The sequence below is a fragment of the Alteromonas gracilis genome (assembly GCF_043642145.1).
In the GTDB taxonomy this organism is placed as follows: Bacteria; Pseudomonadota; Gammaproteobacteria; order Enterobacterales; family Alteromonadaceae; genus Alteromonas; species Alteromonas gracilis_B.
In genome coordinates, this window is the sequence record NZ_JBHZRZ010000002.1 from 359,487 (window position 1) to 385,359 (window position 25,873).

Here is a 25,873-nt window from a genome sequence, read left to right on the forward strand (position 1 = left end):
ACTTTCACGTACTACCAATTTTCCTTTTTACAGCCCCACAGCGCGTAATATGCGATAAAGCAATAGCACGGTAGCATAATGACGTAAGCACTTTGCCCGCCAATGGTCTCGCTAGTGAAGCCATACACCATAGGTAAAACAGCACCACCCGCTATTCCCATGATAAGGAGCGCAGAACCTTGCGCAGTGTATTTACCCAATTTATTAAGAGCCAACGGCCATATTGCAGGCCAAACCATTGCGTTCGCCAACCCCAGTAAGGCAATGAAAGTTACCGTATTTGGTAAAGCCTGAACGCCTAACCAACCCCACAACAAGTTCGAAATGCCTGTGTCTGTGTTGGAACTGAGCAGTATGCAAACTGTTAGTAATAAACCAAATATTGCAGAGCTTAACAACGCTGTTTGTTGTGAAATAAAACGCGGAATACATACTAAGCCTACTGCGTAACCAATCACCATTGCCACCATGGTGAACGACGTTAGTGTGGTCGCGTTCTCGACGCCAATAGACGAACCGTATAACCCAATCGTATCGCCTGCCACCACTTCAACACCTACGTAGAAAAACAAGCTTATTGCTCCAAGTACCAGGTGAGGGAACTGCAAAATTTGCTTAGTGCTCGCTGGTGTATCGTCATTGTGTTGGCCTGATTGCTCGCATTTTGGCTCAATGTCATTCTCGCTATGGATAGATGGAAGCGAAATACGCATAAAAAACATCGCTAAAATGCCAAGAGCAATGGCCATGCCTACGTAGGGTTGGATAAGCGATACAGACATATCGTTTATTAGCGCAGTGCGTGTATCTGCGGACATAGCGTCGAGCAACTCTTGATTAACATCGGGCAAACCACTTAGTACCAAGCTCGTAAATACGATTGGCGCTAATACCCCCGCGGCTTTGTTTAATAACCCCATAAAGGCAATGCGGGCAGCAGCACTGTCTTCATTGCCTAAACGCACAATGAAAGGGTTTGATGCAGTTTGTAAAATGGTAAGCCCGCTGCCCACCACGAATTGTGCTAGCAAAAAAATTGGAAATATTGCCGTTAGCGCAGCAGGTACAAACAGTAAACACCCTACTGCAATAATACCAAGACCTAAACTCATCCCCTTTTGATAGCCAGTTTTTTCTAGTATTTTCGCCATGGGTAAAGCCATTACCACATAGGCAATGTAGAAACAAAAAGCTATTAGTAAGGCCTGAATTTCTGTGAGCTCGCATACCATTTGCAAAAAAGGTATAAGTGCGCCGTTAAGCCACGTGATAAACCCAAAAATGAAAAACAATAGACCAATACTTAAAATCGGAACGAAACGACTTAAGCCTTGAGAGTGGGGTACATTCGGTTGAGCTTGTGTTGTCATGTCAAAAGTCTCTTAATTATTATTATTTGCTTATTTCACTTAAAAGCGACTTATTATCGTTGATAGAATTTGTAATACGCTGTTTTCCTTGCAACCACACTTGGCAAAGCGTATTCGCGCTGTCTAAAACAACAAAGTTAGCTGCTTTTCCAATAGCTATATCACCTACCCTATCATGCATTTTCGTAAATACAGCAGGTGTCGTACTTGCCATTACACTGGCATTGGCAAGGGTAACTTTTGTATCGCTAACACTATTGATTAGGGCGCTATGCATGTCTAAACAACTTCCCGCCAACGTGCCATCAGGCGTTGTCAGTTTGTTGCCCTCGCGGGTTATATGGGTATCAAAAAACGCGATGCGATCCTCGCTAGCCCCAACATGCGCCATGGCGTCGGTGACCAGCATAAGCTCTTTGGGCCCTTTCACTTTATAAGCCAATTCAACGGTTTTTGAGTGTACATGCTGATGGTCAATAATAATGCCGCTGATACTGCTGTTAAGCATGGCGGCGCCCACCATACCAGGCTCTCGCGAGGTCAACGGCGACATGGCGTTAAATAAATGCGTAAAACCAGTCGCGCCCGCCTCTAGCGCTTGCTGTACAACGTCATAAGGCGCGTTAGAGTGCCCTAAAGCTACAATTACACCGCTGTTAACCAAATCACGAATTATGTCATTCGACACATTTTCTGGTGCTACGGTAAGCAATACTTGGCCAATGTCTTTTCGCGTATAGGTTGCCATCTCACGGTCTGTAAGGCGGCGAATATAACGGGGCAAATGCACCCCCTTCTTTTCAACCGACAAATGCGGCCCTTCGAAGTGAATACCGGCAATACTTGAATGCTTGTCAGCGAGTGCTTCACTAATGGCATCAGCTGCGCGCTCAATGGTGTGAATATCGTCGGTTATAAGTGTAGGGAATAGTGTTGTCGTGCCGTACTTAAGATGTGCGTCGGCTATCACTTTTAAACTTTCATAGGTAGGGGCATGATTGAACATTACCCCGCCTCCACCGTTAACCTGAGTATCAATGTAGCCAGGTATCACAGTGCCTTTGATAGTCTGTGAAATGCTCGCCTTTACCTCGTTGCTTGCAAACGGGTAATCGGCAATACCTTTAATGATGCCGTGTTCAACACTAAGCACTTGGTTTGGTAACCAAGCGCCGTCCACCAGCACCTTTTCAAAAAGAACATGTGTGATCATTGGGTTTTGGTTACCTTATTTAGCCCTGGCGGAGTATCAGGGTTTAAGCCCCACTCAATGGCAACGTGTTCTACATCCAGATAAAAACGCTGCATTAACAACATTGCCGAAAGGCGCGGATGCACATTGCTAACAAACGCATCGGCGTTAAAGCCTAAGTCAAGGCACTCTGCTCCTCTCGCCCTTACGTTGTCCACCATATCGGTATGAAATGGTGCACTCTCGTCTTCTATATTAAGCGCGATAAGCTTTAACTTTTTCTCAACCAGTGTTACCGGGCCATGAATAAACTCAGCGCTGCTGAAAGCCTCAGCATGAATGCCCAGCACTTCTTTCAATTTAAGCGCAACTTCTCTGCCCACCGCGTAGCCAAATCCGCGACCTAGCACCACGGTATTTCGCATGTCTTCTAGGTAACTGGCGCTAAGCTGATTGGGCGACTCAATAACCTTTTGTAACAATGCAGGCACCGCGTTTAACCCGTCAAACAAGGCATTGTTGTCACTCCAACGTGCACACAAATGAAGCAGTGCAGATAATGTGGCTATAAAACTTTTTGTTGCTGCTACCGCTTTTTCTTCACCGGCACAAAGCGGTATCACCGCATCTGCAAGCTCGGCTAACGGCGACGTTTCATCATTCACGAAGGCAACCGTAAACGCGCCGCCCTTTTTTGCCGACTCGGTTTGTTTAAGAATATCGGGGCTTCTTCCCGATTGAGAAATAACAAACGCTACGGCACCATTCAAATTGAGCTGCTTGCCAAATATGCCCGCAATAGAGAGTGCAGCACTGCACACGGGAATACCCATTTCGGTTTCAAACAAGTATTTTCCAAATACCCCAGCGTGATCTGATGAGCCACGGCCAATGATATAAATAAGACGAGGATTTAACTGTTTTAATGAAGCAACAAGCGCTTGCATTGCATCTTCATTTTTCTTCAATTGTTGTGCAATTACCCCTGGTACTTCTCTTGCCTCTTCGGCCATTATTGATAATTTCATTTCTCACCTTTTAATTGATAATAAGCCGCTTTGGCGCAATAGATAGCACCTTCTTGAGGTGTGGTCTTACACGCTACTAAACGCGCTTTCACTGAATCGGAAAAATATGTGGAATAAACGTTGCTCAACCCACCAATCATAGCTAGCCCGTGGCTGTGCTCGGTCAATAGCTTACCCGCCATGCGTTCAATGTACTGCGCCCCTTCTTGAAATAATGCCAAAACACGCGCGTGCTTGGTGTAAAGCAAAGGCAGCATGTGCTCAACAAGCGCAGCATAATGATGAGTATTAAAGGTGGCACATTGACTGACGATAGAGTCGGTGTCGCTTGACTGAAGCGCTGCGCAAATTTGCGTAGCAAGACTGTCCATAGGTTCAAGACCATCTAAACATAGCAAGGTGTGCTGAACGGCTTTTAGCCCCAACCATGCGCCACTGGCTTTGTCACCAATTGGGAAGCCATGTCCACCCACATCGTTAAACGCGTTGTTTTTCCACAGCGTACCGGTTGAACCTGTACCGATAATAATTGCCGCCCCTTCTTTGCCGTCGTGTGCGCCAAGGCAAGCAGCGTGCAAATCGCTTATCACATGCATTGAATGAAAAGGGTGAGACCAAGCTTCAAATTCTTGCTTAGCGCTAGCAATATTCGCCCCCGCGACACCGGCGCCTACTACACATTGCGACAAGCTTATTGCGCCAACGCCTTTTGTAGCTACTCTCTTTGTAGCTTGGCTTGCACCTGACTTAGCCTTGTGTCCATCACCGCACTCACAGGATGAAGCCACGCCCACACTTGCGTTAGCGGCATTAATAGCAATGGAAATCGCCTCTAGTGTTGACGCTTTTGCTAACTCGCAATCGCGCATGATGTTGGCGGGGCCGCTTATACCTTCACCCAGCAGCTTACCGTTGCTGTCTTCTAGCCTTGCGCGACATTTAGTTCCACCGCCATCAATGCCAATAAAAAATAAATCAGAACTCATTGAAACTTCTCGTTTTGAATAATTAGGTCAAGCACGGTAAAAATATGACAACGCTGTCATTTTTAGCTATAAAAAACAGGCACTTACAAGTGAGCCTGTCTACTTACTTTTTGCGTACCCTCAAGCCTTGCACGTACTTTTATTTGTGCTTCTGCGCTTACTGCAACAGGCTTAACGTAATGCTGCCAACTGCCCTTCGACACTTGATACTCTGCTTGCAAACCTGGTTGAACATGCATGTGTAACACGCCGTCACGCACCACCGCAGCAGGCATTGGCACACGTACGTTGATACCTTGCTCCACAAGTACCGGCATATGTTGGGTTAACATCGCATTCTCAAATGATTGCCAGTCTTGATATCGCGTTTGTTGCAATTGGCTTTCTTTATCTAGCTCGCGCGCGTTTTGCTGCCATGGGGCTTCATGCCAAGCACGCTCTGCCAGCGCGAGTAAGCGTGGAAATACCATGTACTCTACCGCATTTTGATTTACGGTGACTTCGCTCCATAGTTGCCCTTGAATACCCACTACTGACGAAGTATTCACGTTGTCGTTGCTGGTATAAGCTTGCCCCATACGATCGGTCCACTCGTGACTGTGTAAAGACAAATGGTTTGGCATCAGTGAAAACACTTTTTGGGTACTGGTTGCCCTTGAGCCCCAGTAGTAGCCCGGCTCATATGGGTTACTTTGATATGGGAAGTCAAAATAAAGCACATCAGGGAACGACAGCACGACCGGAATATCGGTTTTTGCGAAATGCGATACAGTATTTTCACCACCCGCCGCAAGCAAATGCCAAACATTGGTATACGCTTTAGTGTTATCCAGTGTCGCTGCAGCTTTTTCCATGCCGTCACTCCAACCGCCAATCGCAATATCATGTTGTTTTGCAATTTGCTGTACGCGTGTAACAAAGGTAGAAAGGATACGTTCTACGTCTTGCCCTTTGGCTTTGCACTGTGGCGATTCCACCCACGCGCCAGCAGTTTCATCAGCACCTACATGAAAATACTGAAGAGGAACGTTAGCTTGCTCGTGTAGTTTTTTTACCGAGCCCATTATGGTGTTGATAAAGTGATAGGTGCTATCTAAGCACGGGTTAATCGTGTTATCACTGTAAAACTGCACACTTTCATACTGAGTGGTATCTTGTGCATCAACCAGTAGAAATTCACTGGCCGCTTCATGTTGGCCCGCATCTGATAGGTGTTTGAAACGTGCGTTCATCGAGATAATGGCAGCGCGAGCGTGACCGGGCATGTCTAACGACGGAATAACTTCAATGCCGCGCTGATTAGCTATGTGAAGAATGTCGATGTAGTCTTGTTGCGTCAGAAAGCCATTGCCTTTAGCTTGCTTAAACGGCCCACTGCCAAGCTGCGGTAGCAAGCAGGTTTGCTCTGACAAATCATGGCAACGATAGGCGCCAATTTCGGTCAACTCTGGCAGGGCATCTATAGCTAAACGCCAGCCTTCATCATCACTTAAATGCAGGTGAAGTTTGTTGAGCTTGTAGGTAAACATTTGCTCGATTACCGTAACAATAGCGTCTTTTCCTGGAAAGTGGCGGGCAATATCTAAATGCATACCGCGGAACGCAAACCGCGGTTTGTCATGAATACGAGTAATGGGCAATGCGCGCGTGGCACCATTGTACAATTGAGCTAGTGTAAGTACGGCGTAATTCGCACCTTGGGTGTCTTTTGCGTTAATTTCAATGCCAGCCTCACTTACGCGCAGTTCGTATTCACCCTTTTCAAACTTGGTGGGTTCAAGGGCAATGGCAACACTCACCCCATCGTCTTGCTGAGTTAAGCTGAAGTGCGCTGCTTGGGCTAATGCTGGCTCGAGAGCGTTGATTACCCCTTGTGCGACACTGTCATCAAACGCTATTCCCGTAATAGCAACAGTGTCACCTGTGTCATTTCGTTCGCTGACTTGTGGAATGACTCGGCGTTTGTTGACTTCGCTCAAACTCGTATTAGAAACGTGAGCTTTGCTATTTTTGTCTGTGCCTTTTTTATTTACATTGGGCGTATTGCTCGTTTGCATGCGAGAAAACTTCGATGCCAAATACACGCTATTCATCAATGGCATGCTGTCTTCAATAACGCGCTTATATTGTGCTTCACTGTTCCATGGCGTGGTATGTTGGTTTACCAACAAGTTACTGCCTTCTTCTTTCACACGCGTTGTTGAATCAACCAGCACTGGCGTAAGACTCGGGTAAGTAAGGTAGTAGTTCGGCATGGCATCTGAGCGTGATGCGTGCCAAAACGGAGCCGATAAAGTAATGGTTACTTTAGTATTTGCTGCGATGGCCTTATCGAAGGTTATGCGGTGTAAATCGCCATTAATATGTTCCATCGAAATAGGATGTGGCGTGTCAAAACCGCGCACGGGCGCAATATGACTAAAAAACAACGAGGTAGACGCAGGTATTTCAGTATCGCTACTTTGCAATGTGATCTGAGAAGAGAAGCAGTCACCGTTCGGAATATGAACACGGCACATTGTATCATCGGTATTGCTCAGTACCGCATATTGTACAGTCAGTTTTTTGCCTAGGCTGTCTAACTGTGGTTGCTTAACGCCTGCATTAGTCTCTTGTAACGGCGAACAAGCCACAAGCAACAGCGATAATCCCAAAATGCTTCTCACTACATATATCCTTCGGTGGTTATTAACAAAAATTGGTGCGCAAAAACAAGGGCAAAGCTTGTGCTCTGCCCTTAAGCAACGTAAAAATAGCGAACACACAAGCTATTTTTACAACCTAGCAAATTAGAACCTCATGCTAGCACCGATGAAGAATCGACGACCATTCGCGCTTTGTGTCCCACCAAGACGCTTACCATCGCTACTGCGAACGTAGTAGTTTTCCCAAATTTCATCGGTTAAGTTCAGTGCTTCTGCTTTGAGCGTTATCGTTTCTGTCACGTTCCAGCTAAGTTGTGCATCTAGCTGCGATTGTTCGTCACGGAACTGGTCGCCAATTTCTGCTTGCGCAATAAAGTACTCAGAACGATAGTTATAATTCAAACGTGCACTATAAAGGTCAGTTTCGTAGAACACGCCAACGTTAAACGAGTCTTTTGACGTGTTCGGAAAGCTTACTAGGCGTGAGGCCAATGTTGCTCCGATAATATTACCGTCTGCATCTGTGACAGGTACCGCTTCATCAACACTTGCGTCAGCAACATCGGTATAAGTGTAGTTAGCATAACCACCGAAACCATTCTCAAAGACATGCTGAATTTGCATTTCAACACCATCAATTGACGTAGAGCCACCATTTTCAGGCGTTCTCAGCTGGTTAATTTGCTGTCCGTCAATTTCTCTCGACACGGTTTTTGTAAAGATGAAATCGTTGATGTCTTTCTTAAATACCGTAATAGCGGCAACTGAAGACTCAGCAAAATACCACTCTGCACCTACTTCGAACTGGTTCGCAGTTAACGGGTTAAGCTGTGGGTTACCCGCTGAGCCTGAGCTAGTTTCAGGCGTTAGGTTTACCGCAGGCGCAAGCTGGAACGGTGCTGGACGAGTTAACACGCGAGATGCAGCCATACGCAGTAATACATCGTCGGCTAAGTCGTAAGACAAGTTAATGCTTGGTAGCCATTCGTTATAACCGCCATCAAAGGCAACGGCTTCGCCTGTATTTAAGTCAAAACCATTAGACGTTGAGTCAGTTTCAACGTAGCGCAGACCCACATTACCTCTGAAACCGTCTCCGCTGAATTTGGCCATTACGTATGCTGCGGTAATGTCTTCTTCTATTTCAAACGAAGACTCGTCTAGGAACTGATCAGTACGACGACATAGTGTGGTTGCATCGCCTGCACATTCAGCCACGTTATAAAGCGCGCTATACATACTGTCTTTGTCTGGGAAGAAATAGCTTGCTGCCACGCCATTGGTATTTGAATGCGATACATTTATCATGTCGCCATTCCAAAACGCTGAGGCTGGGCCGAGGCTGCCTTCGCCAGTTGGCGCAAGGTTTGCCAAATCGGTTCTATAACGTGATTGTGAAAAACTTCTATCGCGGCGCTTGAAGCCAGTTTTTATTTCCGTAACTGCGCCCCATTCCACACTGTGCTCATAATCAAGCTGCAAATAGTCCTCTGTATCTTCAGTCCCGTTGAACTGATCGAAAATACCGCCTAACCACATTTCGTCGGTTGGGTTAGCTAGCCATGGGCTTGCTGTGGTGAAATCGATGTAAGGTGATTCACCACCTGGATTATAAAAATCAAAAGCAGCGCGCGGGTCATTCGCATCAGCCCAGAACTCTGTAAAGAAATCTCGGTTTTCACCCTCACCGGTTGTTGTACCTAATTGAAAGTGAAGCTTACCATCACCTATTAGATAGTTACCTTCAATGTCGATTATTTCTGTAGACATTTCAGAACCATCACGGAATATATTGTCGTAAGCAATAAATCTTGCCCAAGCAGGACGTTGGTCAACACCTACAACATTTAGTGACTCGACCACGTTGTCGCCGCTTACTGTGCCCGTATTAGTATCGGTTCCCATGTAAGCAATACCGCGAAATGGAATACCAATAAGGTTAGAGTTAACGTTGTCAGCTTTTAGCGTAGAAGACAAATAATGAACAGACATATCAAAGTTGTCTGTGGGTGCCCACTGTGCGGTAACATCGAAACCAATACGCTCGCGGTCTTGTTTAAACAGTGCTGAACCCATCCCCCAAGGCAACGCGCCTTTTCTATCAGCACCTGCTGGCGCTTCAATAAGAGGATCAATACGCGGAATACTTGGGCCAAACCAACCGAAGTCTTCGTTGGTTTCGCGCTCTACGGTCCGTTCTTGATAAGAGCCTGAAAAGAGAATACCGAACGTTTCGTCGTCATTCTTCCAGCTGTATAAGCCAGACAACGCTGGGTCTAGTGCATCGGCAATATCGCCATACTGCCCTTCAATTGAAATCTGACCAGAGTTAGCCTCAAGCTCAAACGGCTTGCGCGTTCTAAGGATTACCGTACCACCTAATGCACCTTCATCAATATCGGCCTGTGAAGATTTGTACACTTCAAGACCTGCAATCATTTCTGATGCCAAAATTTCAAAGTTAAAATTACGCGTTGCATCTGACAAAACAAACCACTGACCTGTACCTACCGCTTGGCCGTTCACCAACGTTAAGTTTTGATCTGGTTGAACACCCCGAATAGTCACCCCTTGACCTTCACCAAAGTCACGGTCAATGGTGATGCCTGGAACGCGTGCTAACGTTTCTGCGACATTCTTATCAGGAAATTTACCAATGTCTTCTGCTGTAATGGCATCGACAATAGCGTTAGAAAAGCGCTTTGCATTGATGTTGGCCTTCTGACTACCACGGATCCCCCTTACTTCGATGACTTCCGTTTCGTTGGCACCGTTTGCTTCTTGCGTTTCTTGCGCTAAAGCTAGCGGCGCAGAAACGCTTGTTAATGCGCTCATTGCTATGGCAAGGCGAACACTTCTTGTAAGTTTGTTTTGTTGGTTTTTAAGCATTGGTTTAACCTTTCTCAGCAAAAATGACAACGCTGTCATTTATTGAAATAATAAAATGACAGGCGTTGATTTAGGGTACAGTTTTTAGATGACAACGCTGTCATTGAGTGTTAAGTTACATGACAGATTGTAAAGCTGCAAATATTTTTTTAACAAAAATATAATAAAAAACGTTAATTGTTGAAAACTAGACCCATTTTTTAAGTGAGAACAAATTTGGCTGCTACTATCAAAAGTGTTGCTGACATGGCAGGCGTGTCTATTAAAACCGTTTCACGTGTTATCAACAAAGAGGGCACCGTAAAGCCCGACACGCTGAAGCGCGTAGAAGATGCAATCGCCACATTGAAATATACGCCGAACAAAGCCGCCCGCGATCTCGCAAGTAAGGGAGCATCAGTATTAGGCTATGTTTACGATAACCCAAACGCTTACTATATTATCGATATGCAAAAAGGCATATTAGATGTGTGCAGAAAAAATAATTATGAACTATTAATACACCCATGTGATGCTAGCTCTAGCAATATTGCTAAAGAACTAGTTAGCATGGTTGAAACAGCGAAACTCGCCGGGCTTATCTTGTCACCACCACTATCTGAGATGCCTGATGTGTTAAGCGAATTAGATGCTAAAAATATTAACTATGTGCGCATTTTGTCGGGAGACGCGGCATTAAGCTCCAATCTTCCTTACGTGCTGGTCAACGACTTTAAGGCTGCGTATGACATTACGCAGCACTTGATTCAGCAAGGTCACACACATATCGCTTTTATTGCTGGTGAAGAAATTCACAAATCGACCACTGAGCGTTTGAATGGTTATAAGGCAGCGCTTAAAGAAGCAAACATTGAACTGGACGAGTCGTTAATTATAAAAGGCACGTACTCGTTTGAAACTGGGGTCAAAAGCGCCGAGATCTTACTTGGTATGTCGCCCCACCCTTCTGCTGTTTTTGCCTGTAACGATGAGATTGCCGCGGGAACGCTTTTTGGTGCGCGTATGAAAGGGGTTGATGTTCCCTCTGACTTGGCCATAGCGGGGTTTGAAAATAGCCCCTTCTCGCGCCAGACCTTTCCACCGCTGACCACGGCATCTCAGCCCACCAATGAAATAGCCCAACATGCAGCGGCATCGCTTATCCAGTTTTTACGCGCTAGAAAAACCAAGTTAACGGCAGACAATTTAAATTATACTTTTGTGCCCGAGTTAGTGGTACGAGCATCAACAGAGAAAGCCTGATGAGAGCATTGCCTCAAGATATTGTCATTGTAGGTGGCGGTACAGCCGGTTGGATGAGTGCGTGTTACCTAGCCCGCGTAATTGAATTGAGCCAAGTCAGTGCGAAAGCCCCTCCGGCTCGAATAACGCTTCTTGAGTCGGCCGATATCAGTACAGTAGGAGTAGGCGAAGGCTCTACGCCTTATTTACGGTATTTCTTTGACTATCTTGGCGTGAATGAAAGCGCGTGGATGCTACACTGCAATGCCACCTATAAAATGGGAATAAGCTTCGAAAAGTGGACGTCATTAGGCGACAGCTATTTTCATCCGTTTTTTTCAGGGCTAGACATACCTACTGCCGATATGTATTTCAGCGCGGTTAACAAGCGGCGCCAGGGGCATGCAGAAGACGTAAACCCTTCCCATTATTTTACTGCTGCCCATATGGTTGAAAGAGGAATATCACCGCTCGCCATTTCATCGTCAGCTAACCTTGATTATGCCTATCACTTTGATGCGGGTTTACTTGGTGACTTTTTAAAGCATTACGCCAAGCAAAAAGGAGTGTGTCATAAAATTGGAACCGTTCAAGACGTGGTTGCTGAGGGGCAAAACATCAACCATATTGTGCTTAATGACGGTGAAGTTCTTAATGCCGAATTATTTGTAGATTGTTCAGGTTTTAGAGGGCTATTAGGTAAGCAAACGCTTGCTCGCACATTTACGAGTTACGCCGATACCTTATTTAACGATGCCGCTGTGGCTATTCCAAGTGCCGCCGCAGTAGAACCAACTAAGGCACTTCAAACCCGTTCCATCGCACTACAACACGGTTGGCAATGGCATATTCCGCTTACTAATCGCACAGGCAATGGCTATGTATACAGCAGTGCGTTTTGCAGTGCAGCGCAGGCTGAAGATGAGCTGCGACAACACATCGCGCTAGACCACTTAAGTGCGCAACAAGACGCGCGCCATTTAACCATGCAGGTGGGTCGACTAAGCGAGCATTGGCAAGGCAACTGCTTATGTATTGGTCTGTCACAAGGCTTTATTGAACCACTAGAGGCAACTGCTCTTATGCTTGTACAGTATGCTTTGCACCATTTTGTTGACTGCTGGCAAAGTGAAAGCGCGCATCGCATGCTACATTACAATATTGAAATGAATCGAATGTTTGACGGTATTCGTGATTACATCGCCGCTCATTATTACCTAACTACACGAGCTGACACGCCTTACTGGAGAGCCTGCCAGAATGATCTTAAAGTACCCGAAACTCTCACCCATCTATTGGATGCTTGGGATAAAGGCGCTGACTTTGAACAAGCTCTTAATGAGGTTGATAACAAGCTAGTATATTTGCGCCCGTCGTGGTATTGCATTTTTGCCGGTATGCAGCGCTTTTCATCAAAAGGCGGATCCATTGTTCACCGCATCACGAATAAAAACTTTCACGCTATAAAAGCTATGGCAAAGTCGGTAGACACGGTATTAGTAACTCACTAAAAAGCGCACAAAGACTCGATTCTCTAAATGAATAAACACGTTGCGCACGGGAAAGCACAATGATGTTTACACCAATTCATTTGTATTTATAATAAACACACCTTCATACATTAAAAAGACTAATAGATATGAAACAGCTCTCGTTAGATACCTTACGTACCTTCGTAAGCGTAATTGAGCTTGGTGGCTATGCAAAAGCGGGCGACTTTCTTGGCCGCTCTCAGCCCGCTATTAGTCTGCAAATTAAGAAACTAGAATCGCAGTTAAACAGAAAGCTTTTTACCAAAGTTGGGCAACGCCACGTACCCAGCGCAGACGGTAACTGGTTATACCCAAAAGCCAAAGAACTGCTAGAACTTAACGATAATATCTTTCGAAGCTTAACCCCTGCGCCGCTAAGCGGTCGATTGCGCTTAGGTATTCCCAACGAATTTGCCTCTACGCTTTTACCTGGGCTTATTGGTGAGTTTTCAAAACGCTACCCTGATGTTTCATTGGAAGTAACGTCTGCTTTAAGTCGCGATTTACTTCACCCAACGCAACGTGATCATTTCGATTTGATTTTGGCTTTGGTTAACCCTGATGAAGAAACGGAAGGCGAAGTGGTTCTGGAAGATGACGTAGTATGGGTTGGAGATACAGCTCATCCGCTGGTAGGTAATAATATTCCTTTAGTGCTTGCGCCAGATGGCTGCATGTATCGCAGCCGGGTTATAGAGCAGTTAAAACAGCAAACTTTCGCATGGAAAATTAGCTATACCAATGCTGATTTAGGGGGGTTGGTTGCAGCTATTCAACAGGGCTTAGGCGTAACGGCGCTGGCAAAATCAAGCTTACCGGCAAACTTGGTGGTATTAAACCACCCGCATTTACCTAAACTGGGTAAGGTGAATATTTGCCTATTTAACCAAGACACGCAGCACCCCGTTATAAGTAAAACCTTGGCAGAGTTTTTTAAGGTGAGGTTAAGGGGGTAACTTTTCATTTTCTTAAAACAGCTGTCGGCATCTTGTTAAAACAGCTATCGACACCGCTTTTTATTTTTCGGCAAACTACAAGCATTTACAGAATAACTTCCACTTAACTTGTTTTCCGTCAAATCCCCCCTTATTTCCAGCAAACCACTATTCAAGGAGAAAAAATTTAATGCTATAAATATGAGCAAATAGAGTATTGGTTTTAATGGAATGCACGAACTTATTGCCCAATCATCTTTTTTTGAAATTACCTTGTTGCTCTGTTTGGCCTCAGCAATAGGTATAGTAGGGCTTCTATTCAGACAGCCACTTATTGTAGCGTTTATTGCAATTGGTATTGTATCTGGCCCTACTGCTCTCGACTTGGTGCACTCTCAGGAAAAAATAAACCTGTTATCTGAACTAGGCATTGCCCTTTTGCTTTTCTTAGTTGGGATCAAACTTGATTTAAAGCTTATTAAAGATATTGGCGTGGTGTCGCTAGCAACGGGGCTTGGCCAAGTCTTTTTCACCTCAGTCATTGGCTATGCTATCGGCTTAATGCTGGGTTTCGATTCAATCAGCAGTCTTTACTTGGGTATTGCCCTCACCTTTTCATCAACCATCATTATTGTAAAGCTGTTGTCTGACAAACGGGAAATCGACACCCTTCACGGCAAAATCGCCTTAGGCTTTTTGATAGTTCAAGATTTAGTGGTTATTCTTGCCATGATAGTGCTTGCCAGCATGGCTGTGGGTGATGCGAATGTCACGAGTAAAGGCATGCTTTCACCCATGCACTCGCTTTATGCGGTTATTGGGCTGTTGGTGACGCTTGCGATATTCATTCGCTTCTTTGCCAACCCGCTTACCAAAATGATGGCGCGAGCCCCTGAGCTTCTGCTTATTTTTTCAATTGCTATTGCCACCCTTCTTGCCTCGCTTGGAAAAATCATTGGTTTGGGGATGGAAGTAGGTGGTCTACTGGCTGGGTTTGCTCTGGCGTCTACCCCGTTTAGAGAAACTATCGCCACCCGATTAGCGCCGTTACGCGACTTTCTGTTGTTATTTTTCTTTATCGGTTTGGGTGCACAGCTTCATCTGTCTGACTTAGGGGCAAACCTTACTGCCTCGCTTATTTTCTCTTTATTCGTGCTTATTGGTAACCCTCTTATCGTGCTTATCATTATGGCAAAAATAAATTATCGCGCTAAAACGGGTTTCTTAGCGGGTTTGACCGTGGCGCAAATCAGTGAGTTTTCGCTTATTTTCATTGCTATGGGCGTTGCCATGGGGCATATAGCGCCCTCTGTGATGGGGCTTGTTACGTTAGTGGGTATTATTACTATCGCCTTTTCTACCTACATGATTTCGTACTCTCACGAGCTTTATCGATATTTTGAGCCCGCGCTGCTATGGATAGAGTCTCGCATGGTAAAGCACCCGTCACATATAGACGCAAGCCAATTCGATGCAAGCTCACCATCAACGGTTATTTTTGGTCTTGGCCGAGTTGGCGGGTACTTACTTAGCCAATTAAAAGAACAGGGAATTTCAGGCTTGGGTGTCGACCTAAACCCTGACGAGGTGCACAACGCACGAGCACAGGGTTTAAGGGCAATATATGGAGATGTGACCGACGCCGAATTCCTTAACGAATTATCACTTGAACAAACTCAGTGGATAGTTTGTACCTTTCCTTGGCTTTATACCGGTGTTTCTTTTGAAGATGGGCGCAATGCATTGATACAGCACCTTAGGCAACAAGGATACCGAGGTAAAACTATTGCCGTAGCAAGTTCGCAAGCCGATTTACAGCGTCTGAAAAAAGCCGGCTTTGATTTAGTCATTCAACCTCATGTGCAATCGGCAGGTCAGATTTACGATATCGTGACACAAATTAAGGAGTGAGAACAATGAGCGCAGAACAATCAGAATGCTTGGTGTGTGTATTCAATGAAGTAAACGATACTACAGCATCTTTAATTCGCAAAAGTCAGCATTTAGCTTCAATGCAGAACATACCATTAAAGCTTTTATGGGTAATCAGCGATAAATTGTTTTCGTTCGAGCTTTTGGAAACGCCAGAACTTAAAGCTGAAGAAAGGGTTCAACGTGAATTCAGTGACTTTGCGGCGAAAAATGGATTTGGCGATATTGGTAATTGCGACATTAGATTTGGCAAACCTTTTGTCGAAATTATTCTTTACCAGCAAGCCGTTAATGCAAAATTAGTGGTTAAACAAATGGAAGAGAAAAGCTGGTTGTCTGGCAGCATTGCCAGCGACGACTTTAAGCTACTTAGAAAATGCCCCACTTCCGTTTTATTAACGCGTTCTGAATCTGATGCATTGCCAAAAAATATTTTAGTTGCTGTGGACTTCGACAGAGACGACAGCGCTTCTCATGCCGATCAATTGAACAAGAAGATGCTCGACACCGTAGTGCGTTTTTTTGACAACCCCGAAACGCACTGCACTTTATTTAATGCTTTTAACGCGCCGCAAGCTGGGTTTGTTAGCTTGTTTGCCGATCATCCAGACAAGATGGTGGACGATTTGCTAGCCAGCGAGAAACGCTTTAAAGGCGGTGAACTTAATTTGCTAAGTCACTATTTCAGCAAAGAGTTACAGCCTAAGCATTTGCTTAGCAATTTCCAAAAGCTGTTGGTACAAGGCGATGCTGAACATCTGATCCCTCTGCAAGTTGAAAAAGCCGAAGCCGATCTTTTGGTGATTGGTTCGGTGGCAAGAACAGGCATTCAGGGCTTTCTGATGGGAAATACCGCCGAAGAAGTGTTAAGCAATGTGAACTGCGATGTACTTACGCTTAAACCTGATGGCTTTGTTTCTCCCGTTTTAGAGGCCGACTAAAACCTTTGTAAGTTGAAAAAGTAAAGTCGAGACGTTGAATGGTAGCCATGAATTCGCTAATCGCAGCTTATGCCCCCTTGGCTTTGCTCATTTACTTAATGGTGAAGCCAAAGGGCATGGCATCAAGTAAAGCGCTACCGTTATGCGCTTTCGTCACCTATATTATCGTTGTATTTCAGGGCAGCTCTTCGTTCACGGTTGTGCATGCAAGTGTTATTCAGGGCGCTTTACTTGCATTAACACCGTTATCCATTATAGCGGGCGCTATTTTCTTGTTTCTGTGCATGGAGAAAACAGGGTCAATAACCGTCTTAAAAAATGCGTTAAATAGCATTAGTAAAAACAGTGTTGCCCAGTTAATGATTGTAGGCTGGGCGTTTGCTTTTCTTATTGAAGGTGCCAGTGGCTTTGGTACGCCAGCGGCGATAGCTGCGCCCATACTTTTCAGCCTAGGCTTTGCGCCAGTGAAAGTTGCCTTATTTTGTTTAGTCACCAATTCCATTCCGGTCATTTTTGGCGCCATGGGTACGCCGGTATGGTTTGGCATGTCGCTATTATCATTGTCAGACGATACCATTATAGATATCGCCACACATGCTGCATTAATGAGTACACTCGTTGCTCCAGCTGTTGTGTTTATGGCATTGCGATTAATTCTCCCGTCGTGGAAAATTATATTCAGACATTCGCTATTTATCGTTGCCTCAACATGCGCATGCACCCTTCCTTTTTTCGCATTAAGCTTTTTCAGTGTTGAATTTCCCTCTTTGTTGGGCGGAGGCATTGGCCTTGTTTTAACGGTTTTAATGGCTAAATTTGGCTTTGGGCTTTCATCTACGGCCAATGTTAAAGATACGAAGCCCAAAACGCAGGAAGAAAATAACGAACAGGAAGCAAATTACGCACATGAATCAGTTGGCGCACAAGGCTCAGCTGGCTTGGAAAAAGAAGCCGCGCCCCCCAGCCGCAGCGCGCTTTTGAAAGCCTCATTTCCATTATGGGGCACCGTATTTATACTTTTACTGACTCGATTGCCAGAACTCGGGCTAAGAAGCTTTTTGCAAGACGGAGAGCCTAATATAGCAGCATCACTAGGCATGTTAGGCGACGTATCGGTGAGCGCGAGTTTAGTGGTATCTTTAAAAAGTATTTTAGGCACCAGCATTGAGTGGAAGCACAGCGTACTTTACATTCCTTCATTAATCCCTTTCATTATTGTTGCGTTAGCCAGCGTGTATAGTTTTGGTACTGATGAATTTGGAGCAAGAGTGAAATCGGTGTCAGCCCAAACTGCCATACGCTTGAAAAGCCCACTTTTCGCGCTGTTAGGCGCCCTTGTATTTGTGAACTTAATGATGCTTGGAGGCGAACACTCGGCCGTGTCGCTTATTGGCAAGCACATGGCAGAACTATCGGGTAGTAATTGGCCTTTTTTTGCCCCGCTTCTTGGTGCGCTGGGTAGCTTTTTTTCTGGCTCGGCAACAATATCAAACCTTACCTTTGCAGGCATTCAGCACGCCATTGCCGAACAGCTGTCTTTGCCCCTTTCGGTAGTGCTTGCGCTTCAAAGCGTGGGGGCAGCAATGGGCAATATGGTATGTATTAATAATATTGTTGCAGTAACGGCTATTTTGGGGCTTAAGGGTCAAGACGAGGGTCAAGACGGCTTTATATTAAAGAAGGTAGCCGTTGTGCTGCTTGTGTATGCGGTGATGATTGGCAGTTTGGGCGTTAGCTTGGTAAATGCCTATCGCTAACAAAACATAAACGATGATTTAAATAAAAAAAGCAAGGTCATGTTGTAAGCCTTGCTTTCTTTATGCGTTATCTCGCGCGGCGTTCTTTTATACGGCTAGCGCTCTTTTATACAGTTAGCGTTCTTTTCTAAAGTTAGCGCGCTTGTCTATAGTTCACGTTATTTTTTAAAGTTAGCGCTTTTACCTGCTGTAAGCGCTACTTTCTGCTAGACCGTCACCGTTTAACCATCGTTGATAATGGTATTGATAAGCTCGTCTAACACCGTGTCTGCTTTACTAGTTTCCACCTGGCAAGTACCCGCGTTCATGTGACCTCCGCCACCATACTTTAAGCAAAGTTCACCCACGTTGGTGTTCGACGTGCGGTTAGTAATAGACTTGCCTATAGCAAACACAACGTTTTGTTTTTTCAGCCCCCACATTTTGTGAATAGAAATATTGCAGTCTGGGAACATGGCATAAATAACGAATCGGTTTGTTGCGTAAATGGTTTCTTGGTCTGTTAGGTCTAATACCACTAAGTTGTTGTATACGGTCGAGCACTTGGCAATTTGCGCCTTCGCCATTTCATTGTGTTCATGGTAAAGGCTCACTCGCTCGGCCACATCTTCCATTTCCAGTATTTCTTCAATACTGTGATCTTTACAGGCATCTATCAGCTTCATCATTAGCTGATAGTTAGAGATATTAAAGTCTCTAAATCGGCCAAGCCCGGTACGCGCATCCATAATAAAATTCATTAAAACCCAGTCGGTGGGCTCAAGGATCTCTTCTTCAGTAAACTGAGCAGAGTCGCCTTTATCTACAGCGTCCATCATATCTACTGAAATATTAGGAAATTTGTCGGCACCGCCATAATAGTCGTAAACCACCCTAGCCGCCGAAGGCGCTTTTGGGTCGATGATATGATTTTCTATGTCACCTGCGTTGCGCACAGTTTCGCTTAGGTGATGGTCGAAGGCGATATGACACCCTGCTACGTACGGTAAATTGGTTGTTATGTCATTTTCAGTAATGTCAATTTTACCGTCTTGCATGTCTTTGGGATGCACAAACAATATATCGTCAATTAAATCTAAGTCTTTCAATAAAACGGCACACACAAGTCCATCAAAATCGCTTCGCGTCACCAATCTAAATTTTCTGTCAGGCATAGTTAATCCGTCATCCACTTGGGTAAGACTGTTAAGTGTAACAGCTAATAAAAATTTTGAGACACGGTGGCAGCACTTTGTGCCTAGGTGATCAAAGTGACTAGCTTACCTAACGGTTTATCTAAACTTTCAGGGGGCTCTGTGAAGTAGGCAGGGCCAGTTTGTGTCATATACAAACAGTCTTCTAAGCGCACGCCAAATTCACCGGGTAAATAAATACCGGGCTCGTTTGAAAAGCACATGCCCTTACGTAGCGGCGTATTTTCACCGCGCACAAAGTTCACGCTTTCATGGCCTTCCATACCAATGCCATGCCCGGTTCTGTGGCTCAACCCTGGTAGTTCGTAGTCTTTGCTGTAACCTTTGCTGGCATAATACTGGCGCACGGCATCATCAACATTCCCTGCTGGTTCGCTAATTTTAGCAGCCGCAAATGCTACGTTTTGCCCTTCTCGTACGGTGTGCCACACGTCTTGCACTTTCTGAGATGCCTTACCAAACACAAGGGTACGACTGATATCGCTTTGATAACCGTGAACACTACAGCCGCTGTCTAACAGAATGACCGAACCTTCTCTAATCACTTGGGTGGCGTTTGTACCATGGGGGTATGCGCTAGCCTCATTAAAGAGCGCTAAACACCATGCGCTGCTTCCCCCTAACTTTTGCTGCGCTTTGTTCATTAATGCTTTCACGTCTTGCTGGCTCATACCTAGCTTCAAGTTGTTAAATACAAACTCGTAAGCACGCAATGTGACCTCATTAGCCTTGTGCATAAGCGCCAGTTCGCTAGAGGTTTTATACATGCGACACCCAAGGGTGACTGGTTCGGCGGGCACAATAGTCATATTGGGAAGTGCGCGGCTAACGCCTGTTACCACAAAGTAACGCACGCTGCTTTCAAAGCCGATGTTACCGTTACTTATTCCCCGCGACTTTAAAATACTGGCCACAACCTCAAACGGGCTTTCATGTTCTTGCCACACTCTTACATCGTCGCCAATAGCCAGCGATTCAAGCACACTGGGCTTTTCAAAAAACGGTGTAACCACCGCCATTTCGCCTTTTTGAGGGATAATCAAAGCGGTTAAGCGCTCGCTGCGCCACCACTGAATACCAGAAAAATAGTCCATGGCGGCGCCGGGCTCTATTAAAATAGCCGCGATATCTTGCGCTTTCATCAGCGACTGGGCTTTTTCAATTCGCGCTTTGCGCTCTTCAGCGGTAATAGGTTTGGCAGAGCCCGTTATATTGTTTAGGTACGAGAGATTATTGAGGTGGGAAATATCGTTTTGATTGGCGCTGTTCGAGGTGCCTAATGCAGCAATAGACACAGCGGGTACCACCGCAAAGCCCGCTCCAGCTAACTTCAAAAAGTGTCGCTTGTTCATAGTCCTTTCCTGTCACTGTAGTTGATACTTACAAAGCGTTAGTATTCATGACAAACAACCGCTCTTGTCATCCTCTAATAGAAACGCATTTTTTAATACATTTTTTGAGTTTCTTTAGGCCCACATTACAAAAATTGCGGCAATACCAATAAGCAGGAGCCCTGCTATTTCTCGGCGAGTAACAGCGCTTTTTAACCAGTAATGCGACAATATCAGCGTTAGTAATACTTCAAGCTGCCCCAAGGTTTTCACCAGCGCAACGTGCTGCAACGCCATTGCGGTAAACCAGCAAATAGAGCCCAAACAGCTTACTGTACTAATGGCGAAAACCTGAGACTTAGCCGCAGCTAACTGCTTAAACACAATGGGTTTGGCTAGCGCTATATACGCACTTAAGCTAATTGCTTGTATGCACAACACCCACAAAAGCACCCACGCTGCTGCAATAGCATGCGTTATGTTGAGCATATGACTGGCTTCTCGCACAAGTAACGATGTAAGTGCAAAGCATGTACCGCAAGCTAAACCGATTACCAAGGTTTTTACACTAACACCTTGAAGCCGATTGCCGCTACTTAATATAAAAACAGCCACACCACCAATAACAATGCCAGCCCAACCAAGCAGGCTTAAATAGCTGCCAAAAAACAGCATGCCCAGAACACCTGCAACCAGGGCTTCACTTTTGGCAAGCCCTGCCCCTATGGCAAAGTTTTTTTGTTTAAACAGAATAACCATTAGTGAGGTAGCGGCTATTTGAAAAAGCGAGGCGCACAGCACCACAGCAATAAATCGGTGTGAAAACTGAGAAAAATGAGGCAGTGGCGTAGCGCTGTTTGCATAAAGTAGCAGTAAATAGACAAGTGCAATGGGCGGCGCCAGAAGAAAGCGTGACAGCGTCACGCCAGAGGTATTAACCGACGCGCTTAACTTACTTTGCAGTGCATTGCGCACGGTTTGTAGAATAACTGCGCCCAACGTACATAAAATCCATGTCATATTAGGAGTGTTTTATAGTCCCATAGCTTGGCTTACGAAAGCATTTTTTACCGCACCAAGTTTGTCGGTTACCGATAACCCTACACCTCTGACCAACTTTTTAAGCGGATCATCGCCGTCAAACAAAAACTTAAATCCGTCCATTGCAGCAATCATCTTCATAGCTTCGGTTTTACGGCTTCGCTCGTAGCTGCGAAGGTGTTTGTACAACCCTATATCTTTACCTTCCGTGTGAAGCTTTTGCAGCGCGTTGGCTAATGCAAGTGCGTCTTGCATGCCTAAGTTAGCACCTTGCCCCGCTAAAGGGTGAATAGTATGCGCCGCATCCCCCACCAGCACTACGCCATCTTTTGCCCACTGACGAGCGTAACGCATTGTTAAAGGAAACGCGCTGCGCTGCGTTTCAAGGGTAACAGTACCAAGTGCGCTATTACTTGCCGCGGCCAAAGCATGACAAAACGCGTTATCATCAAGCGCCATTAGCGAGCTGGCTTGCTCAGGGGTTTGCGACCATACAATAGAACAAACATGGGCATTGGCCATAGGCAACAGCGCCAGCGGCCCCGTTGGTGTGAACACTTGGCGTGCAACGTTATTGTGCGGCGCTTCGGTTCTAATATTAGCCACAATAGCGGTATGCTCATAATCTTTAAAAGTGATGGGCAGACCAGCTTGTTTTCTTACAAACGAGTTAGCACCATCAGCGCCCACTAACAATCGACAACTTACCACTGAATCGTTGTCTAGCATCAGCATGGTTTGCTGCTGCCCGGCAAGCACCCTATCGATACCCGCAGTGATCATGTGCACATTCGACTGCGTGCTCGTCTCAACATCGTTTGTTTCTAACGACTTGGCAAGCGCATTAACTAAAGCCTGGTTTTCTACAATAACACCCAGGGTGTCGCTGCCCATTTCATCACATGAAAAATGAATATCGCCAAAGCTATCTTTGTCCCATACATGCATATCGGTATAAGGGTTGGCGCGGTCTTGCTGTAAATGGGGCCACACATTGAACGCTTGTAGTGCCTTTATGTTCGCTTGATTTATTGCACTTACTCTTGCGGTGGGCTTATCAGACAACTCCTGATAACAATCAGACTTATCAATAATGGCTATGGTCAACTCACTGTTTTTAAGCGCGGCTGCAAGGGTTAACCCCACAATTCCACCGCCTACTATCGCTATATCAACATGCTGCATTGTTATCTCTGTTTTTGTGTTGTGTATCGCCATAGCCCGTTGTGTGTTTAACAAAGGCTTTTTTTGCCTCTGGCATCATACTAAGCGCCAGTAACGACAAATTTCGACCAATCACTGTTGGGAAATACTGGTTAGAAAAGGTGCGTACCAGCGTATCGGTTAGGGCCACCGTGTTGTCTCTGTCGGTTTTACGTAAGTTGGCGTATTGCTGGGTAATGCTAAAACCGCCTGCGTCGAAAAGGCTAACCTCGTCTTGTGCGCCTTTTTCGCTTACTTGAACTGCATGGCTTGAATCGGCGTAACTGGAAGCGGCTGTTTGTAACACCGACACCAACGTAGTTAAGTCTCGTAAGCCTAAGTTAAACCCTTGCCCAGCTATAGGGTGAAGCGCTTGTGCTGCGTTACCCACCACCACCGTTCTATGGCTTGTTACTTGGTCTGCTTTAGTTAGCGCAAGTGGGTAACTGGCCAACTCACTTACCCGAGTAATTTTACCCTGACGATAACCAAAGGCTTGTTGCAATGCATGAATAAACGCATCTGAATTTAATGCCATCAGAGCTTTGGCAGCTTCTGTTTCTACTGTCCACACAACAGAGAAGCCATTGCCGTTTGCCTTCACGCCATCAATTTCACTATCAAAAGGCAGGAATGCCAGCGGGCCGTTTTCAGTAAAGCGCTCATACGCTTTATTTTCGTGAGCCAATTGGGTGTGCACGTTAAATACAATGGCGGTTTGGTGATAGTTGCTTACGGTTTTACTAATACCGACTTGTTCAGCTAATCCTGAGCGACCACCATCGGCAAGTACTAACAGCTTGGTTGTTAATGTTTCGCCACTGTCTAACGCTACTGATACACAATCACGCTGCTGTTTCACATTAGTGACTTTTGCTGGCGCAATATGCTGGTAGCCCTTACTGGAACTTGCGGCAAGGCGAGTAAGCGCACTTAAGCTTACCACTTGCCCAAAGGCATCAATGTGGTAGTCGCTGTAATCAAGATTTACCAGCCCCACGTGCCCTTTATCACTTACTTCTATGTGCTTTATTTGTGGTGGCAACTCGCCATTGTGTTGCTTGGCTAGGTCGTTTAATTGAAGCCCTAATTCAGAAAGTTCATTTACGGTGCGTCGTGCAAGAGCAATAACGCGGGTATCGGTAAACGGGTTGAAGTCATCAAGGTTTTTACTGGTTTGGGTGGGGTCTGCCGCATCAACAAGCGCAACCGAAAGCCCTGCGCTAGCGTTTGGTGAAACCTTTTCTGCCAGCGCTCTGGCCAGCACGGTACCCACAATGCCCCCGCCAATAATAACTACATCAACCGCTTCTGCCGATTCCACTGTATTTGTTTTCCTGTTATTCGTTTTCAGCCATTAGCGCTTCAATTGCGTCTATTTCTTTTGGCACATCAGAGGTTAAGATGTCTACGCCTGTTGCAGTTATCACCACATCATCTTCTATGCGTACACCAATGCCTTTGTACTTATCAGGCGCATTACTGTCTTGGCTGATGTAAATACCAGGCTCTACTGTAATTACCATACCTGGCTTTAACGGGCGATCTTCACCGTCAATTTTATAGTTGCCCACATCGTGCACATCTAGCCCTATAAAGTGCCCTAAACCGTGCATGTAAAACTGTCGCCAGGTTTCATTGTCTAGGTTTTCTGCAACACTACCTTCAAGTACACCAAGGTCAACTAAACCCTGCGTAATAATTTCCGCACTGTGCAACATAGCTTCTGATAATGTAACGCCTGGGGCTAGCATGTCTAATACACTTTGCTGTGCCTTAAGTACAATGTTGTAAATCTCGCGCTGCGGATGACTAAACTTCCCATTTGCCGGAAACGTTCGCGTAATGTCCGCAGCATAACCTTGATATTCAGCACCGGCATCGATCAAGATCAAGTCACCGTCACTTATCTGCGCGTTGTTCTGCGTGTAGTGCAAAATGCAGGCGTTGTCGCCACTTCCAACAATGGTACTGTACGCAGGTGAACGTGCCCCCGCCATTGCGAATTCGTGGTGAACTTCTGCCTCTAACTGATATTCGTAGCAGCCTGGCGAAGTAAACTGCATGGCCCGTTTGTGCGCGCTAGCACTTATTTCAGCGGCCGCCTTCATCATTGCCACTTCGCAAGCAGACTTAAACAAACGCATTTCATGTAAAATAGGGCTTAAGTCGTACACAGCATGCGGTGCAAGTGATTCTTTAGGCGCTTCACGAAGTGTAGTTAAGGCTTCTGTAAACAGTTTATCGTGGCTTTTGTTGTGGCCCAGTGAAAAATACACGTTGTCTTGACCTTGAAGCGATGCCAATAAGGCTTCTTCAAGCTCTTGCAGTTCAAAGGCTTCATCTAAGCTAAATCGTGATAACGCGGCTTCAGCACCTAACCGTTTGCCATGCCAAATCTCGGCGCTCTTGTCTTTTTCTTGTACCACCATTGCGCGATAGCTTTCACCATAACGAGGGTGATTCGACAATATCAGCCACGCATTGGGTTCTTCAAATCCCGTTAAATACCAAAAGTCACTGTTTTGCCTAAACGTGTATTCGGTATCGCGGCTTCGCGTTACTAGTCCCGCAGCAGGAACAATACAAACACTGTTTGGTCCGCACTGTGCAAGCAGTCGGTCTTGTCTGGCAATAAACTCTTGCGCACTAATCATAAATGAGAAAACCCTAAATA

General features: G+C 45.5%; 18 protein-coding genes. 6 read left to right on the plus strand and 12 right to left on the minus strand.

Features of this window, described 5'->3' with window-relative positions; all coding sequences use genetic code 11:
• Positions 1-11: 11 nt before the first annotated feature.
• The 6 genes from ACHUFN_RS05665 to ACHUFN_RS05690 form a co-directional block, all read right to left on the minus strand.
• Positions 12-1,370, minus strand: a complete 1,359-nt coding sequence (locus tag ACHUFN_RS05665) for a sugar MFS transporter (RefSeq protein WP_394221334.1) — start codon at positions 1,368-1,370, stop codon at positions 12-14.
• A gap of 22 nt (positions 1,371-1,392) precedes the next feature.
• The gene (nagA, locus tag ACHUFN_RS05670) at positions 1,393-2,583 is read right to left on the minus strand and encodes an N-acetylglucosamine-6-phosphate deacetylase (protein ID WP_394221335.1); all 1,191 of its coding nucleotides are present in this window, start codon (positions 2,581-2,583) and stop codon (positions 1,393-1,395) included.
• Complete coding sequence (nagB-II, locus tag ACHUFN_RS05675) at positions 2,580-3,590, minus strand: glucosamine-6-phosphate deaminase NagB-II (protein WP_394221336.1); 1,011 nt, start codon at positions 3,588-3,590, stop codon at positions 2,580-2,582. Before nagB-II ends, nagA begins: the two co-directional genes overlap by 4 nt.
• A complete protein-coding gene (locus tag ACHUFN_RS05680) occupies positions 3,587-4,576 on the minus strand; it encodes a glucosamine kinase nucleotide-binding domain-containing protein (protein WP_394221337.1) in 990 nt (329 codons plus the stop codon). The genes nagB-II and ACHUFN_RS05680 overlap by 4 nt, the downstream gene beginning before the upstream one ends.
• Positions 4,577-4,659: 83 nt before the next feature.
• Positions 4,660-7,242 carry a family 20 glycosylhydrolase gene (locus tag ACHUFN_RS05685; RefSeq protein WP_394221338.1) on the minus strand — a complete coding sequence of 861 codons (2,583 nt, stop codon included), beginning with the start codon at positions 7,240-7,242 and terminating at the stop codon, positions 4,660-4,662.
• A 123-nt stretch (positions 7,243-7,365) separates the two neighbouring features.
• Positions 7,366-10,110, minus strand: a complete 2,745-nt coding sequence (locus ACHUFN_RS05690; RefSeq protein WP_394221339.1) for a TonB-dependent receptor — start codon at positions 10,108-10,110, stop codon at positions 7,366-7,368.
• 216 nt (positions 10,111-10,326) lie between these two features.
• Here ACHUFN_RS05690 and ACHUFN_RS05695 point away from each other — a divergent pair, with 216 nt between their 5' ends.
• The 6 genes from ACHUFN_RS05695 to ACHUFN_RS05720 all read left to right on the plus strand — a co-directional run bounded on the left by ACHUFN_RS05695 (position 10,327) and on the right by ACHUFN_RS05720 (position 18,428).
• Complete coding sequence (locus ACHUFN_RS05695; protein ID WP_394221340.1) at positions 10,327-11,352, plus strand: LacI family DNA-binding transcriptional regulator; 1,026 nt, start codon at positions 10,327-10,329, stop codon at positions 11,350-11,352.
• Entirely contained in the window at positions 11,352-12,842 is a 1,491-nt protein-coding gene (locus ACHUFN_RS05700) for a tryptophan halogenase family protein (RefSeq protein ID WP_394221341.1), read from the plus strand. The genes ACHUFN_RS05695 and ACHUFN_RS05700 overlap by 1 nt, the downstream gene beginning before the upstream one ends.
• Before the next feature lie 128 nt (positions 12,843-12,970).
• Positions 12,971-13,819, plus strand: a complete 849-nt coding sequence (locus tag ACHUFN_RS05705; RefSeq protein WP_394221342.1) for a LysR family transcriptional regulator — start codon at positions 12,971-12,973, stop codon at positions 13,817-13,819.
• Positions 13,820-14,029: 210 nt separating this feature from the next.
• Positions 14,030-15,709 (plus strand): cation:proton antiporter, encoded by a 1,680-nt coding sequence (locus ACHUFN_RS05710; protein ID WP_394221343.1) that lies wholly within the window; start codon positions 14,030-14,032, stop codon positions 15,707-15,709.
• 5 nt (positions 15,710-15,714) lie between these two features.
• On the plus strand, positions 15,715-16,671 hold the full coding sequence (locus tag ACHUFN_RS05715) for a universal stress protein (protein ID WP_394221344.1): 957 nt from the start codon (positions 15,715-15,717) through the stop codon (positions 16,669-16,671).
• Positions 16,672-16,709: 38 nt separating this feature from the next.
• A complete protein-coding gene (locus ACHUFN_RS05720; RefSeq protein ID WP_394221345.1) occupies positions 16,710-18,428 on the plus strand; it encodes an L-lactate permease in 1,719 nt (572 codons plus the stop codon).
• A gap of 221 nt (positions 18,429-18,649) precedes the next feature.
• On the opposite strand, the gene ACHUFN_RS05725 is transcribed toward ACHUFN_RS05720, so the two are convergent.
• The 6 genes from ACHUFN_RS05725 to pepP form a co-directional block, all read right to left on the minus strand.
• The gene (locus ACHUFN_RS05725; protein WP_394221346.1) at positions 18,650-19,582 is read right to left on the minus strand and encodes a DHH family phosphoesterase; all 933 of its coding nucleotides are present in this window, start codon (positions 19,580-19,582) and stop codon (positions 18,650-18,652) included.
• 83 nt (positions 19,583-19,665) lie between these two features.
• On the minus strand, positions 19,666-20,973 hold the full coding sequence (locus ACHUFN_RS05730; RefSeq protein WP_394221347.1) for a M24 family metallopeptidase: 1,308 nt from the start codon (positions 20,971-20,973) through the stop codon (positions 19,666-19,668).
• 114 nt (positions 20,974-21,087) lie between these two features.
• Entirely contained in the window at positions 21,088-21,972 is an 885-nt protein-coding gene (locus ACHUFN_RS05735; RefSeq protein WP_394221348.1) for an EamA family transporter, read from the minus strand.
• A 12-nt stretch (positions 21,973-21,984) separates the two neighbouring features.
• A complete protein-coding gene (locus ACHUFN_RS05740) occupies positions 21,985-23,178 on the minus strand; it encodes an FAD-dependent monooxygenase (protein WP_394221349.1) in 1,194 nt (397 codons plus the stop codon).
• Positions 23,165-24,520, minus strand: coding sequence for an FAD-dependent oxidoreductase (locus tag ACHUFN_RS05745; protein ID WP_394221350.1), 1,356 nt, complete (start codon positions 24,518-24,520; stop codon positions 23,165-23,167). The genes ACHUFN_RS05740 and ACHUFN_RS05745 overlap by 14 nt, the downstream gene beginning before the upstream one ends.
• A gap of 16 nt (positions 24,521-24,536) precedes the next feature.
• A complete protein-coding gene (pepP, locus tag ACHUFN_RS05750) occupies positions 24,537-25,853 on the minus strand; it encodes a Xaa-Pro aminopeptidase (protein WP_394221351.1) in 1,317 nt (438 codons plus the stop codon).
• Positions 25,854-25,873: the final 20 nt, after the last annotated feature.